This is a genomic window from Raoultibacter timonensis, from assembly GCF_022845715.1.
GTDB lineage: Bacteria > Actinomycetota > Coriobacteriia > Coriobacteriales > Eggerthellaceae > Raoultibacter > Raoultibacter timonensis.
The window spans coordinates 1,885,522-1,900,096 of sequence record NZ_AP025564.1 but is presented as its reverse complement, the minus strand read 5'-3'; the positions used below and the strand labels follow the sequence as shown (position 1 = coordinate 1,900,096).

Annotated in this window: 12 protein-coding genes; all 12 read right to left on the bottom strand. The window is 55.2% G+C overall.

What is annotated here, in order from left to right; genetic code table 11:
* Nucleotides 1-74: 74 nt before the first annotated feature.
* Entirely contained in the window at nt 75-2,204 is a 2,130-nt protein-coding gene (locus MWL89_RS07670) for a sulfatase-like hydrolase/transferase (RefSeq protein ID WP_244412511.1), read from the bottom strand.
* Nucleotides 2,197-4,110, bottom strand: a complete 1,914-nt coding sequence (yidC, locus tag MWL89_RS07665) for a membrane protein insertase YidC (protein ID WP_244412510.1) — start codon at nt 4,108-4,110, stop codon at nt 2,197-2,199. Before yidC ends, MWL89_RS07670 begins: the two co-directional genes overlap by 8 nt.
* A 246-nt stretch (nt 4,111-4,356) precedes the next feature.
* Nucleotides 4,357-5,151 carry a GNAT family N-acetyltransferase gene (locus tag MWL89_RS07660; protein ID WP_244412509.1) on the bottom strand — a complete coding sequence of 265 codons (795 nt, stop codon included), beginning with the start codon at nt 5,149-5,151 and terminating at the stop codon, nt 4,357-4,359.
* A 31-nt stretch (nt 5,152-5,182) separates the two neighbouring features.
* The gene (locus tag MWL89_RS07655; RefSeq protein ID WP_244412508.1) at nt 5,183-5,926 is read right to left on the bottom strand and encodes an SDR family NAD(P)-dependent oxidoreductase; all 744 of its coding nucleotides are present in this window, start codon (nt 5,924-5,926) and stop codon (nt 5,183-5,185) included.
* A gap of 7 nt (nt 5,927-5,933) precedes the next feature.
* Nucleotides 5,934-7,007, bottom strand: coding sequence for an acyl-CoA reductase (locus MWL89_RS07650; RefSeq protein ID WP_244412507.1), 1,074 nt, complete (start codon nt 7,005-7,007; stop codon nt 5,934-5,936).
* A 127-nt stretch (nt 7,008-7,134) separates the two neighbouring features.
* Nucleotides 7,135-8,178, bottom strand: coding sequence for a LuxE/PaaK family acyltransferase (locus tag MWL89_RS07645; RefSeq protein ID WP_244412506.1), 1,044 nt, complete (start codon nt 8,176-8,178; stop codon nt 7,135-7,137).
* Nucleotides 8,172-9,539, bottom strand: coding sequence for an AMP-binding protein (locus MWL89_RS07640; protein WP_244412505.1), 1,368 nt, complete (start codon nt 9,537-9,539; stop codon nt 8,172-8,174). The genes MWL89_RS07645 and MWL89_RS07640 overlap by 7 nt, the downstream gene beginning before the upstream one ends.
* Nucleotides 9,540-9,564: 25 nt before the next feature.
* Nucleotides 9,565-9,804, bottom strand: coding sequence for an acyl carrier protein (locus tag MWL89_RS07635; RefSeq protein ID WP_102378250.1), 240 nt, complete (start codon nt 9,802-9,804; stop codon nt 9,565-9,567).
* A 26-nt stretch (nt 9,805-9,830) separates the two neighbouring features.
* Nucleotides 9,831-10,766 (bottom strand): glycosyltransferase, encoded by a 936-nt coding sequence (locus tag MWL89_RS07630; protein WP_244412504.1) that lies wholly within the window; start codon nt 10,764-10,766, stop codon nt 9,831-9,833.
* 97 nt (nt 10,767-10,863) lie between these two features.
* A complete protein-coding gene (locus MWL89_RS07625; RefSeq protein WP_244412503.1) occupies nt 10,864-13,434 on the bottom strand; it encodes a YfhO family protein in 2,571 nt (856 codons plus the stop codon).
* A 61-nt stretch (nt 13,435-13,495) separates the two neighbouring features.
* A complete protein-coding gene (coaD, locus tag MWL89_RS07620) occupies nt 13,496-13,978 on the bottom strand; it encodes a pantetheine-phosphate adenylyltransferase (protein ID WP_244412502.1) in 483 nt (160 codons plus the stop codon).
* Nucleotides 13,975-14,574: a 16S rRNA (guanine(966)-N(2))-methyltransferase RsmD gene (rsmD, locus tag MWL89_RS07615; RefSeq protein WP_102378254.1), complete on the bottom strand. Its 600-nt coding sequence runs from the start codon at nt 14,572-14,574 to the stop codon at nt 13,975-13,977. The genes coaD and rsmD overlap by 4 nt, the downstream gene beginning before the upstream one ends.
* Nucleotide 14,575: the final 1 nt, after the last annotated feature.

Below are 14,575 nucleotides of genomic sequence, written 5' to 3'. Positions count from 1 at the left end.
CCTTCTTTGTCGCCGCCGTGCACCTGCGCAGGGCGCATGCTTCCGTCATAGATCGCCGTCTTTCCGCAACGGCCCTATTTCGTGTAGTTCTTCGAGTCGTAATACCACTTTCGTCCCGTGAGGTGCCAATTGTCGAAGTCCGACATAGGTCCGTCTATCTCGAATTCGATTATCTCGTTTACATAGCCTTCCGAGTGATCGGTTGTGGTCATGTAGTAGTAACGCGCACGGTCCTTGTCGTCTATCTCGAACATGGTCGACCCGTATTTCGAACCGTCGCCCCCGACCGCATCGATGACGGTCGGGAAAAGATCGGCATGACTCACCGGCATATCCGATATCACGCAGGGCTTCTCCGAATCCTCCTTGCTTTGCGCGGGTTTCGCAAGCATCAGAGGGCTCGTCGGCTCCGTTAGGGGGTCTTTCGATACATACCAGTCCCCATGATCGGCCATAACGATGATCGTCGAGTTTTCGTAGAGCCCCTTCTCTTTGAGTTGGCCGATATACTCCTCCACGATGCCGAGCGCTCCAATGCTCTGCTCGTCGCGCGTCGATTCGCCTCCCTCGGCAGGTTGGCAGTTTTCATCCATCACATACGGCTCGTGCGAGCCGTTCAAATGTATCAACCGGAAATCTCCCTCGGCACCGCCGTCTTCAACTTTCAGGCCGCCGTTCGCGAGCATATCGTAATAGCGCAAATCGTTCATCGTGTAGGGGGTGTCCGCGCCGTTCGCATCGCTGTCCCGAACGACCATCGCATCGTTGACTTGGTCGGTGTAGAACCAAAACGGAGGCTTGAACACCCAAGGTAGATCGCGATACAAAGCGCATTGATACAGGATTCCCACAGCGCCCTCGACATCGAGAGAGCTTCGGCGCTCGCCCAGAGGATGGATGTTCACCGTCTTGTCCGCCAACTCGCCTATATCTCCCCACCCGAGCGAATCGGAATAAATCCCCACATCGTATCCCTGCTTAGCAATGTCCTCGAGAAACGTGCTGCGGGTGTATCGCTCGTCAATGTAGCGGGTGAACTCCTCTCCTTCTTGAGGGAGCTCCCCTGTCACAAGGTAAGGAAGCGCGAACATGGTGGGAACCATCGAGCCGGTAGAATCGGGGAAATACGTAAAGCCCGTAAAAGGATCGAGCAAGTCGGGGTTTTCGTCGAGCAGATGCTCCATCTCGAACGTATCGAACTTATCGAGAATGAACACGATAACGTTTTCCTTGCTTGAAACGCTGTACAGCCCGTCCTCCGTTACCACGAGCGGCTCCGTGGAGGCTTCCGCCACGGTGTCGGCATCTGCCGCCTGGGGCGTCAGAAACAAGCTTGCTACCGCCACGGACTGAACGATGATGAGGCAGGCGCCTATCGCAACGGATACCCCGCGGCACAAGCGGCTCCGATACGCGGCAAAACCGACGAAAGCGGCCACTACCGCAATCCATACAGCGGCGCTGACGGCCGTTGCAGTGGTATAGTCGCCCCAAACCACCGAAGCACCATCCGCTGTCGGAAGCGAGGTGTTAAGAAACATGACCTGCACATACGCGCATACGCCAAGGGCAACGACCAAAACAACCGCTACATCGAATACCTTGCCGCGAAAAATCGAGAGAACGAGCGCGAGACATACCGTGATAACGATGCCGCCGACGGCTATCGGCGCCCATATATCGGAAAGGCCGAACACCAGACTGCTTGAATTGCTCGCCACTATCTCGTAAGGGGCCACCACGAACACGGTGTATGCGAGAAACGCTGACGCGACCAGAGAGACGACGATCCGCTTCGGCCAAGGAAGCGGCTTGCCCGACCTTTCCTTCTTTTTGGCGTATCGAGCGTCGGGGGCTTCGGCGAAAGATCGCGTCCGACCCGCTTCGTCGCAATCCGCCTCAGCCCAAGCCGCTCCCGTGCGGTGCACATCGCCTTCGACCTCCTTCCCGGCATTCTCATCGATGTTCAGCGCCTTCATGAGCACTTTTCGCGTCCGCCTGAAGGCCACGCCGGCAACTGCGCCGAGAGCCACGGCCACGCCCGCAAGCGCTTGAATGGTATAGGTCATAACAGATGGGTCGACGTATGCATACGCCAGGGGAGGAAATGCGACATGCGCGACGCACACCAGCGCACACGCTGTAAAAATGCTTCGAAGCACCGCCGTACGGTGCGTCATCGTCTTCGCTTGCATATCAGACATGACCGATCTCCGCTTTCTTTGCCTCCTGCTTGGCCAATATGCTCTCAAGCAGGTACTCCCCTGCCGCGCTGCCACCGTGTCCGAGATTGAAGATGAATCCCGCCCGAACGCTCTCGATCCGATGAGCCCACGCATCGTGGTTGCCGAGCATATCCTTAACGATAGCGGGAAGGGCGGCGAGGTTGTCGGGCGAAACGGAAACACCGATCTCGTTTCGCAGCGAGATGTCCGTAGGCTCTATCCCGTACTCGCGCCAATCGGGGTTTCCCACCTTCATCGGCGTATCGACGAACACAGAGGGTTTCCCTGTCGAAAACGAGAAATCGCATGCAACCGAGGACCAGTCGGTTATGAGCAGATCCGAGGTGAAAACGGTATCGGTAGACCCGAAATCGCGCTCGAAGAAAAGATCCCCGTCGTCGACATCAGCGAATCGGGCTTGCAACGCTTCCCATCGAGGTCGGTATCGCTTTACGTACTCGGGATGCGGTCTCACGATAACGCGATACCCTTCGGCAAGCAAAAGCTTCAGCATCTCATCGGCGCACGTATCGAGGATGCAATCGTCTTGCCACGAGGGCGCGACGATGACGACAGGTCGCTCGTGCTTGCTCTTCTCCAGCACCTCGTAAGACGCTATCAGGCGATCGAGCAAATCGTAACCGCATGGAACAAGGTTCCTCGCGGGCAAACCGTACAGCTCCTCCGCTCGCCTCAGTTCCTCAACCTGATGGGGGCCGGCGCACATTATCGTCTCGTAGTGGTCGTAGGCATTCTTGTTTGCAACCATGTGAGCGCTGGTCATATGATGGAACATGAAAACGTACTCGATATCGTGGCGAATATACGAGCGCTTGATATAGTAATTCTCCAGATCCTCGAGAGAGGTGACTACGATGTCGGCATCCATCTTCATCATGAGCGTAATGAGCCGCTTGTCGCCGATGAAATACGGGAGCATGCGCGGCTCGGTCTTTGCGATTTCGAAGACCTGATCGTTCGGATCGCTCGTGATGTAATGGATGCGCACGTCGGAATTAGCCAAAAGCCACTCGATCGCGCCCTGGAAGTATCGGTAGAAACCGCTCCCCTCGGAATAGAATACGATGTGCTTGTTCACGATATTGAAGAAGCGCTTGTAATCGGCCTTCTCGCGCTTCGCGAGAGGATCGCGCTGATACCATTTGGTCGTCCTTTTCGAAAGGGCGTTCAGCTCGTCGAGCGAGACGCGGCTTTCCGCCAGATCTTCGTAGTCGATGTGCTTGCTCGGTTTGATGATGACGTTGCAGAGCGCCTGCACGGCAATCGACGAGAGGTTCGAGCATATCCAGTAAAACGCCATGCCAGCCGAAACGAAAATGCCGAGCACGAACGACAGGGCGATCGAAAGGCCGTTCGTCACGTTCTTCTCGGTTTTCGATTGCTCGCGCTGCAGGGGGTTGATCCTGTTCTGAGCAAAACCCATGATCACAGCAGAAAGCCCCGCAAGCAAAGGCATAGCCCACGAGGCGCCGCCGTCCTCGAACGGCACCAGGCCCATGAACTCGGTACCGGGCGCACCGCCTTCCGTAATGGAACGGACGACCTCGACGAGCCCGAACAAGATTATGATCTGGATGGCGAGCGGCACGAGGCTCAGCATCGGATGGTATCGGCGCTCTTTGTACAGAGCGTTTTGCATCTCTCCGATAGTCTCGCGATCACCGAAATGTTTGACCGTAATGCGATTGAGGTCGGGCATGAGCTGCACCATGACGATGGCGTTTTTTTGGCACCACAGAGCGACCGGCATGAGAACAATCTTGATAATTACCGTGAACAGGAGGATGGCGAGCCACCAATTCCCCGTCAAGTCATAGCACGGCTGAACGATCAGCGAAAGAACGCTGGCTAGCGCATCGAGCATTATGAAATCGACCCTTCTCGCAAAGAATAAACCTAGTATCACCCCGAAAGCGCTGCAACAACCGCCGCCTTCGGCATTGTCAACCCGTCAAGAAAACCTGACAGCACCGGTATCCAACCATAATCTTCTTCATTCTAGCAGATATGGCATCCACCGCTTAACCGTCGCAAGCAGCCACACGGTTTACACCGAACAGTCGCCTATGAAATCCCGACGCGGTTTCCGGCAGCAGAAAAACAACACCCGTTATTCAACGTAATAGTGGAATACGATAGTGGGGTCCCTGAATGAGAATCCAAGGTTTGCCATCACATTCAAGACGGGGCAGTTTGCCATGCTGATTCCCCCGTCTATGTGCTTCACGCCCCGATCCTGGCAACGGGCAACCGTGCTGGCATAGAGCATCATCCCAAGACCCGCGTTCTTGAGGTCGGGGCGCATCCCCGCCAGGCGAAAGACCGTCTTGCCGCCATCCTCGTGACGCAGAAGGCTGAACCCCGCAACGCTGCCATGATGCATGATGGCGCATATGTCCTCACCGCCCTCATACGCGTTCATCAGCCAGCGGAGGTATCTCTCGTCAGCGCGCTGATCGCCGACGTGCGGATCGAGATTGAAGCGCAGCCCGCGAAACGTGGCTCGAGCTATCTCCTTAACCTCGCCTATCCTCTCGTCATCGATTTCGACCATGGGGCAGACATACCTCTCGTAGCGGTGCCTGTCCCAATGGCGCGTTTTAAGAAACGGTATGATCGAGCTTTCGATGAAATAGAAGCCTGCCGCCTCCGCAGCCCGAATGGCGCCTATATCGTCTGCGGGAAGCCTCAGATAGAGAAGATCGCCGGAGACAAACCCCTTTTCATCGATGAATTCGCCGAAAAGCTCGGGGAAAGACTCCGTGTCCCAATCGAGCACTTCCGCCGTTCGGTTATGAAAGCATTCGCTCTCGAAGGTGCGCTCTCGGTACTCGATGGCGCCGCTCCCCTCGCGACCGAAAAACGTCTCATCCTGCGTGTCGCTCACATCAAAAGATAATTTCATCTCGCTATGCCCTTTGCCCGTTCGCGCTTGCCTACATCAGCGCCGAACCATCGACTCCTATGACCTGCCCCGTCACATACCGGGAAAGATCGCTTGCCAAAAATACGCACACGTCGGCAACGTCCTCGGGTGCGCCCACCCTGCCCATCCCGATGCATGAGGAAAACCGTTCAACGGCCTCTTCACCTGCCGAACGGAACAAATCGGTATCGATCATGCCCGGCGCAACAGCGTTGACCCGAATTCCTTTCGGGGCGAGCTCTTTCGCAGCGGCCTTGGTGAGAGAGATCACGGCGCCTTTCGACGCAGCATAAACGGCCTGCCCCCTGTTTCCGTTGACCCCGACAAGCGACGACATGTTTATCACGCTTCCCGACCCCTGTCTGAACATGAGCTTCGTTGCAAGCTGCATGAGCTCGATCGCCGAGAAAACGTTGGTCTCGAACGTTGCCTGCACGGTGCTTCGATCGATCATGCCGATAAGGGAATCTTTCATAATGCCTGCGTTGTTCACCAGAACATCGAGTCTTCCCTGCTCTTTTTTTATCTGCATGATCGCCGCTTTCTGCCCGGCGGCATCGCATACGTCGAAGTAAACGGGAACGATCGTTCCCTTGCGTCGACCCGCATTGCTCTCGCAAAGGGCGTCGAGCGAGCCTTCGCTTCGCGCGTTCGCGTATACCGTCGCGCCCTCTTCGGCAAAACGCGTCGCAATCGAGGCCCCGATGCCCCTGCTTGCCCCCGTTACCAAGCATACGGATTCTTCTAATAGCATAATCCTCCTATCGAACGTCCACGATGCGGGATAGCTCGGCAACAAGATCATACCCATCCCAGACGATGTCTATATCCATTGCATGACCGACGGGCACGATGCGATCGATTCCCCTCAGCTTCTTTTTCAGTACAAAATCCCTTATGTCGGACGCTTCGACCCCAAAATAGAGAAGGGTCTGAAACCTTTCCGTGACAAACGGCTCTATCTCGTTAAGGTCTGAGACGACCTGCTGATAAAAGTAGCCGCCCTTTCCCCGCAATCCGCAGATATCGTCCGGAGTAGACAAGACGTCAACCACGGTGAGCAAGCCGTCGAAGCGCACCTCGCCTCCCGCAACCGCATCAAGTACGTCCTCGCAAAGCTGCACGTACTTGTCCATCGCGATTTGAGGCTGTAAAACATACCGACGAGCAGCGCTTTCGCGAACCGCTGCCCAAAATCGGTCCCTGCTTTCGGGAACGTCATGAAGCCAATAGATCATCTGCGGAGACGAGCAAGCGTTTTGATCCATAAGGTAGGTATCGTTGTAAAACCCCTCGGCTAAACGAGAGAGGTCCTCATCGCCGATATCCTTCATCGCCCTGCCATCCATCAAGGCGACAGAATAGCGATCCGAGAACAGGATGTCGACGCAACGAGGTTTCGACGGCAACCTTCGAACGGAAGCTATCGTCGAATCCCCGCCCCAGATAAGCCGAGCGTCCGAAACGAGCGAGAAAGCACCTGTTACCTCGTCGTCGACCGGATAGGTGACGACGGCGCATCGTTTCGCTATTTCCGGATGCTCGGGTAAAACGTCCTCTATTGCACGACAGATCACTCCTGTCTGCTCGAACGGCTTGCTCGGAACGCGAACGATGCATGCATTACCCGCAAGAAGCCCGAACGCGAGCGAAAAGGCAAAGTTGACGGGAATGTTGGATGGAGCGATGTGAAAGGTCAGACCCCGCCCGATTCTTTCATCGAAATACGCTGTTCGAGACCGGGATTCGTCGCGTTTCTTTTCGATATTCGACTTCCTGCACCAATACGCAAACGAAATGATATCGGGGAACCCCTTCACAGAGCGGTCCTTCATAAGCCTGCTCGACAACGCAGCAAGAAAGGATATCGCCTCTTCGCTATAAGGGAGCAGCGGTTCTGCGACGATACCGTCGAGGCAGCCCGCAAGGCACTGTATCGTCCCGCTTATGCGTGGATCCATCTCAACGGCGTTCATAAGTATCCGAGCACCCCCTGATCTCCGCGCCCTTCATGCGACCGTGTACGGTAAAATACGTCCCCTTACGACCGCAAGGACAATCGTCGACACCGACGATCTCGCCCTCGTCTTCGGTAAGGAGGATATGGCCCGGATAGCTTGTGGGAAGAAGGGACGTGCAACGTATCAAGCCCCTTCCCGAAGCAACGGGCTCCATGGTCGTCGGATCGATGATCGCAACATCCGAGAACACCGACGCATGCAAATGACCGCATTCGCACTCCATGAATATCGAGCCCGTTTGCTCCACCATGCCGTAATAGTTGTAAACCTCTTCTACGCCGCAGGTCTCCCTTGCCACCCTTTTGAACGTCTCGTTCGATACGGCCTGATCGGCAAGCTTCTTCCATCCTCCGCCGTGTATCAGTACTCCGTCGATTTCAAGTTTCTCGCCTCTTCTCCTCAAAGCCTGGAAAAAATGCTCCCATATCATAAAGGTGAAGCCGAAGAGAAATATCCGCTCTCCGTGATGTCTTTCGCAAAACGACTCGATGGCCTCGATGTCGAGGTCCATGTTCTCGTCAAGGGCGTACGTGCAATCCCGCCCAAGCATGGAGAATCCGAGGATGCCCGCCCCTCGCGCGGAAAACATCGCGCGGTTTTTCACAACGGCGCTCGAATCGATGATAAGCATGGGCATGCGAGCCTTGCCGGTAAATGAAGATACTATCCGGGAGAGCGCTTTCGATTGCCGGAACGAAGTCTGTTTATCCAGGTATATCTTCGATACACGCTGCCCTGTAGTTCCCGATGAAGTCATGGTTTTGGCAACGTCATCTTGCGCGATGCTCCTCAGATCGTATTCCTTGAAGAGCCGCACGGGAATTGCCGGATTCTCGCCGAGGGCACGAACGAGACGATCGTACGGAACACAGAGCTTTCGATGGTGCTCCGATAGATCTCGAAGCCATCGACGATACAACAGGCTCTTGTCCTGTGCATTAAGCCCGTAAGGGTCAAGCGAAAAGAGCTCGTCGTAATCTAGCATAGATCCTCCAGAGAAGAGTATTGGATCTTGCCTGCATCATTGCGAGGCAGAGCATCGATGAGCCGGACGTCGAAAGCACCTTTGTATAAACCGGTCTTTTCGGAAACGATCGATTGAATGCTTTTCGGATCGCCGTCTTCAACAAACACCCTGAGAGCATCATCTTCACCCGAACAGGCCGCAACGATCCCCTCGACCGCGAGCATCGACTCCAATTCGTCAAGATTGACCCTATTGCCGTATATCTTGAGGAAGCGCTTCATGCGGCCGACGATGCGGTAGAAGCCATCTTCGTCGCGGCAGGCCAAATCGCCCGTAGCGAGCACGCCGCCGAAATCATCGCCCCTTGACACGTCGATGCGGCTGCTTGCATACCCCATCGAAACGTTAGGACCTCGGTACACGAGCTCGCCAGCGGTATCCGGTGCTTCGACCTCGCCGCCCGACTCGTCACGTATCGACAATTCACCCCCGGGGATAGCGATGCCGACGCTGCCGGCCTTCTCGACGCTGCGGCTTGCAGGCACATAGGCAATGCGGGCAGTCGCCTCCGTCTGACCGTACATTGCGATAAAATCGATGTTCTTCTCGGCGCATAAGCGCGCAAAGTGCTCGTGCAGATCCCTGCCGAGCCTTCCTCCAGCCTGAGTGACGTAGCGAAGGGAGGGAAGATCCATTCGTTCGAAGCGCAATCTCTTCAGCATGGAATACGTGTAGGGCACGCCACCGAACGTGGTGACGCTCCTTGCGCGAACGAGATCCCAGAACTCCCTGTCGAACATCGTCTTCTCGGTCAGCACGAGCGAAGAGCCCGCCAAAAGATGGCTGTTGATGATAGACAGCCCATAAGAGTACGAAAACGGCAGCGTCGTAATCGCGCAATCGCCTGGCGATATCCCAAGGTAATCGACAATCGAGAGCGCATTCGCCCGAATGTTCTCATAGGTTAGCCGCACGTACTTCCTGCTTCCCGTCGACCCCGAAGTCGTAAGCATCAATGCGAGATCGGAATGGGGTTTCGCTTCGCCCGTCATGCCGGTTTCGCACAAACGGTATCTTCCGTACGATTTCTCGGAATCGGAAGAATAGCCGAACGAATCCGGGCACCAAACGTATTCGGGTTTATACGCCTCGAGCAGCGCTTCGAGCGAATCCGCATCTATACTCGAAGCAGCCATCATCACAACGGCTCGATTTCTCAAAAACCCCAGGTAACCTTCAAGGGATTCACCGGTATTGGTAGCGACGAACAGAACGAGGGAACGAGGCTCTACCCGCTTCCCTATGCGGTCCGCATTCTCAAGCATCTCTTTGTAGGTGACACTGCGTCCCTCGTCATGGTATGCAATAGCGTCGAACATGCTGCTCAAGCATCCCAATTCTAACTTACAGCTCTACATCGTAGCGAGAGAGGATTGCCTTGCCTGCCTCATAAGAGTTGAAATCGATGATGTCGTCGGTGTCGAGCATGATGTCAAAAGCGTCTTCAAGCGCCGCAATAAGCTGCATGTGCCCGACCGAATCCCAGTTCTCCACGCTCTGGTATACGAGATCGGCACCAAGCATGGCGTCATCCACTTCAAGGGTATCCTTGAAAGCCGTGTTATACGTTTCGATGTTGCTCATAAAAGTATCTCCTACTCATTACGTCCTTATCGTCCATCCGGCGCATGGTCTTCCATTACCGTATCGACGATGAATGTCTTCTTGTTTCTCGCCGCATCGAGCGTACGTACAAGATATTCGGCAATGATGCCCAGCGAGACGTTCGTTACCCCGAACCCGAGCAGCATTATGCTGATCATCGTAGGCCAGCCGGCGGCAAATTCAAATATGTTGAACAATTTAGCAATGATGATTCCGATTGCGCAAACGATTCCCACGGCAGCGAGAAGAATCCCGATCGATGTTATCACGCGGATGGGCGCATACGAGAACATCACGAAACTATCGACGAACAACTTCACTTTCTTCGCAAGCGTCCATTTCGATTCACCCTGCTCTCGTTCAAGGTAGGGCACCTCTATAGCAAGTCTGCTGAACCCCATTTGGAATATCTGGAAGAATACCGATGAGTTGGATTCTATGTCAGTGTTGAGCTCCTTTTTTATCTTGCTTCCGAAAGCAACGCCGATAAGGCCTTCTGCGGGGTAATTCTCATCGATGCATCTATTGACGAGCTTCGAAAACAACCTGCTCCCAAGATCGCCCCGATACCCCGTCCGCACCGAGTATACGAGCTCGTATCCTTCCTTGAGCCCCTTGTAAAACCGATCCGCGTCTTCGATGGGCTCGGGCATATCGGACGAGTAAACCATGACAGCATCCGCATCGGCATGGTATATACCCGCTCGAATCGCCGCATGCGAACCGTAGTTTCGAGACAGCTTAACCACCTTGCTATGAGCTTTCCCGAGGTCCCACGAACACAGCACTGAGTACGTTTCATCGACGGATCCGTCGTCGACAAAGACGAACTGCAGATCAAGGTCCGTCGAATCGATGTATCCCGTGATCGCCTCGTAGAGCGATTCGAGGCTTTCGATTTCGTTGTAAGCGGGGACGACTATGGACAGATCAAGCTTCATTGCATTCCTTTACCATGCTCCACTGACATCAAACCTATCTAGAGTACCATAGCCATGCAGACCGCCGATCTTTTTCATAAAATGGCTAGCTTGCCCATCAGCGCAGCTGCCGATCCCTCCGGCGCATGGCAACTGCAGAAGCAATGAAACCGGCTACCGCAAGCCCCGACAAACCCGCCGCGAGGCCAAGGGCGGGCGGGAAATACGTCATCTTGATTGTGTTTTCACCAGCTTCGACATCGAAGGCGATGAATGCGTCTTGGACTACCTGGGGCTCGACCACCGTCCCGTTCACCTCGATCGTCCAACCCGCATCGTAGGGTATCGTCGTGAATAGCACGCCATCGCCATCGGAAACGTAAGTCCCCGCGACTTCGCCGTCCTTAAACGTGTCGATTTCGAAAGGATGGCTGGCAAGCTTGTCGCACGCTGCCCCGAATTTATCCATATCAACATAAGCGGCATGGAAAACCAGGTCGTCTGCGTTTTCGGGAATATCGCCCTTGAGCATGATCGAGTGGACCCCGTCCTCGGTTTCGGCGGTTATCGGAAACACTCCTTGCGACCAATCGTCAAGATAGACGTAGAGGTATTCGTCGTTATCGTAGAGATCGACCGAGAGCTGCCAGCCATACTCGAAGTAGCCGTACAGGATAGCACCCTCAGGAGCATCCGCAGGCAGCTCGATTTCCCAAACCCATTCGTCATCGCCTCGTTCGACGAGACGACCCCTCACATCGACGATGCAATCGACCTCTTCGCCGACAAGTTTGTTCACCAATTCGTTTTGGTACTCGAACGGGTCTCCGTCGAATTCGATCTCGTCGAGTATCTCCGAACTCGCTTTGTACCCAAGGGGAAGAGCGTAGGGGTTTTCGTAGAATCTCTTGCCCTCCCACGTCGATTCGATATCGGATTCGACAAACCCGGGCGGGCATTCGTCATCGGAAACGTATCTGATGCCAAGCAGGGCATCGGATACGATCATGGGATCGTTGTAGCTGGTTCTGATGCCGCGATCAGGCGTGTACCCCAAGCGGGAAAGCACGTTTTGCACCCGATCGTCATAGGCCGAATCGTAAAGCGCTATACCCGCATAGTCAAACGCCATCGTCTCGTTGAGCGCGATACGGCGGAACGGCGAAAGGAAATTGTACGTTTTCTCCAACCTATAGGCATTGACGTCGGTTCCGTCTTTGGCATCGACCTCCTCAAGCGCGTTCTCTCCTTCTTCGTAATACGAACCATAGCGCGAATAATAACTGGGATTGTCCGAATCGAGCCGTGTCCTGAAAATCCCATGACAGCTCAAGAGCGCCTCGAAGCTCACCGCCAAAACAAGGATCGCCGAAAGGGCGGACCGACGAAAAGCATTATCCCGGAATCTATCCAGCAAGATAACGACAAGCGGTATAGCAACGCACATGGCGATCGTCGCCACGAAAAACCGCGTGCGGGGAAAGTTCCCGTCGCAGTAGATGACTACCGCGACGATCCCAACGATCGCCGCCGCCTTAACAAGCCCCTTGTACGATCGATGTTCCCACCCGACCGATAAGGCCCGGGCTGCGACGAACAAAAACAGGGCCGAGACCAGAAAGGTAAAGCGACAGTAGAACGAATTGCCGTCGCGCAAGCCAAGCCAGATCCGGTCAAACGGTGCGTACCACGTCGAGAACACCATAAAGCCGATGAATACGCCGGCAGCGACCTTCTCGCGCTTCCCTATCTTATCGCTGAGGAAGAACCAGATCGCGCAAATGAGCGTGAGCGTACCGCAGTACATCTGGGGAAGCTGTTCTTTCTCGTATACGCCGAGGAAGAAGCTTCGAGCAAGATCATTGAGATCGTAGCGGAACTCGAACGTGAACAGTCCACCGGGAACAGCCCCCTTGCCGCCAAGCAGGCCTAACACCGTTGGCAGCAGTATGAAAAGAGACGAAAAGACCGCAAGGGAGAACGCGATCGAAAACCTGCCCGGATTGACCATGATTCCGGCCCGCACCCGCTTTGCCTGCGGAACGAACAGATAGCTTTCGAACAGGTAGAACATTATGCTGAACAGGCAGACCATGTATCCGTTGTAGTAGTTGCAAATAATGGTTGCAAGGAGACTCACGTAGAAGAAGACGACTTTGCCCCGATGAACAATGCAGTAGACGCCGTACATGACAAGAGGTAGGAGGATCACCACTTCCATCCACATGGGATTGGCGGACTGCGTCGTCATAAAGAGCATCATGGAGTAGCAGACCGACAAGCACAGGGAGATCGGGCGCGACAGCGCGAACCTCCGCCTAACATAGAAATACGACGTCAGACCGGCAAGCCCGAATTTGAGAACGATCATGAGCGTGACGAAGTCCATCGGGTTGTCGCCGCAAAGCAGGATGAGCCAATTGATGGGACTCGTCAAAAGCCCAGACCATCCAGCGTACATGTTTCCGCCAAGCGATTTTGAAAACGAATAGAAAATGTTTTGATTGCCGGCTAGGCAATCCCTGAACCATTCGTAAAAGTACGTGTAGGTGATCTGCAGATCCCATACCGAGACCGCTCGATCCCCGAATGGGTACATGGACAGTATGAAAAACGATGCAACGACAATGCCGCATGGTGCCAAAAACGACAACGCGTAGAACAGAGAGCTTAAGCCATAACGTTTCATAGGTGATCGCATTATTCTTTCCGCGCTATTCCCGACAATTCTGTGTATGGTATCAAATTTCTTACTGTTCGGCGTACTTCTTCTCGAGCGCTTCTCGCACGCAGGGGGGGACGAACTGGCTCACGTCGCCATGAAGGCTCGCTATCTCGCGCACGACCGAAGACGAAAGGTACATGTACTCGGGCGGCGACATGATGAAGAGCGTTTCGAGGTTGCGGTCGATCTGGTAGTTGATGGCGGTCATCTGGAACTCGTATTCGAAATCCGTAATGGCTCGCAGGCCCTTGATGGCGACCGTGGTTTCCATGCGTTCGGCAAAGTCGACGAGCAGCTCGTCGAACGGTTCGACGCGGACGTTCGGCAGATACGAGGTCGCCTGCCGTGCGAGGGCGACGCGTTCTTCGAGCGTGAAGAGCGGCTTCTTTTTCGGGGAGGCCGCAACGGCTACGATGATCTCGTCGACAAGCTGGGCGGCTCTCGTGATCACATCCAGATGGCCTTCGGTTATCGGATCGAACGTGCCGGGCGTCATTGCTCGCTTCATGAGTTTTCGCGCATCCTTCCGAACAAGGCGATTCCCGTATCGCCGTAGTGTTTTTTCGAAACGGTTTCCCATTGTAGCGATGCGAATGCCCCCTCAACCGCAGAATCGTCCGATTTCGCATATTCGTACGAAACGAGAGCGTCGGGGGCAAGCGCGCCCGCCCGATCGAGCGCATCGACGAGATCCGCGACGGCTGTCGGATCCATCGCGTACGGCGGATCGAGGAACACGAGGTCGAAGGCGGGGTTCGCGTAGGTCGGCGGATTCTTGAGCACGTCGTCGCGATGGAGGCGCGCCCGCGCGCCCCTTCCGAGCGTTTCGATCCCCAGGGTCTTCACGTTGTCGGCAAGCGTGCGCATCGAAGCGCCGTCGCGCTCGAAGAAGTGGACCGATGCGGCACCGCGGGACAGCGATTCCAATCCCAGCGCGCCCGAGCCGGCGAATGCGTCGAGCACAACCGCATCGCCGAAGCCTCCTCGCGCACTGGCTACTACGCTCATGAGGGCCTCGCGCACTCGATCGGTCGTCGGTCGCGTGGCGTCTCCCCTCGGAGCCTTCAGGGGACGGCCTCGGTACTCTCCCGCTACGATTCTCACG

What these genes read in the sequence shown, in the direction of transcription:
- MWL89_RS07670 (WP_244412511.1), bottom strand. Translation starts at nt 2,204, where the DNA reads ATGTCTGATATGCAAGCGAAGACGATGACGCACCGTACGGCGGTGCTT.
- yidC (WP_244412510.1), bottom strand. Translation starts at nt 4,110, where the DNA reads ATGCTCGATGCGCTAGCCAGCGTTCTTTCGCTGATCGTTCAGCCGTGC.
- MWL89_RS07660 (WP_244412509.1), bottom strand. Translation starts at nt 5,151, where the DNA reads ATGAAATTATCTTTTGATGTGAGCGACACGCAGGATGAGACGTTTTTC.
- MWL89_RS07655 (WP_244412508.1), bottom strand. Translation starts at nt 5,926, where the DNA reads ATGCTATTAGAAGAATCCGTATGCTTGGTAACGGGGGCAAGCAGGGGC.
- MWL89_RS07650 (WP_244412507.1), bottom strand. Translation starts at nt 7,007, where the DNA reads ATGAAGGACCGCTCTGTGAAGGGGTTCCCCGATATCATTTCGTTTGCG.
- MWL89_RS07645 (WP_244412506.1), bottom strand. Translation starts at nt 8,178, where the DNA reads ATGCTAGATTACGACGAGCTCTTTTCGCTTGACCCTTACGGGCTTAAT.
- MWL89_RS07640 (WP_244412505.1), bottom strand. Translation starts at nt 9,539, where the DNA reads ATGTTCGACGCTATTGCATACCATGACGAGGGACGCAGTGTCACCTAC.
- MWL89_RS07635 (WP_102378250.1), bottom strand. Translation starts at nt 9,804, where the DNA reads ATGAGCAACATCGAAACGTATAACACGGCTTTCAAGGATACCCTTGAA.
- MWL89_RS07630 (WP_244412504.1), bottom strand. Translation starts at nt 10,766, where the DNA reads ATGAAGCTTGATCTGTCCATAGTCGTCCCCGCTTACAACGAAATCGAA.
- MWL89_RS07625 (WP_244412503.1), bottom strand. Translation starts at nt 13,434, where the DNA reads ATGAAACGTTATGGCTTAAGCTCTCTGTTCTACGCGTTGTCGTTTTTG.
- coaD (WP_244412502.1), bottom strand. Translation starts at nt 13,978, where the DNA reads ATGAAGCGAGCAATGACGCCCGGCACGTTCGATCCGATAACCGAAGGC.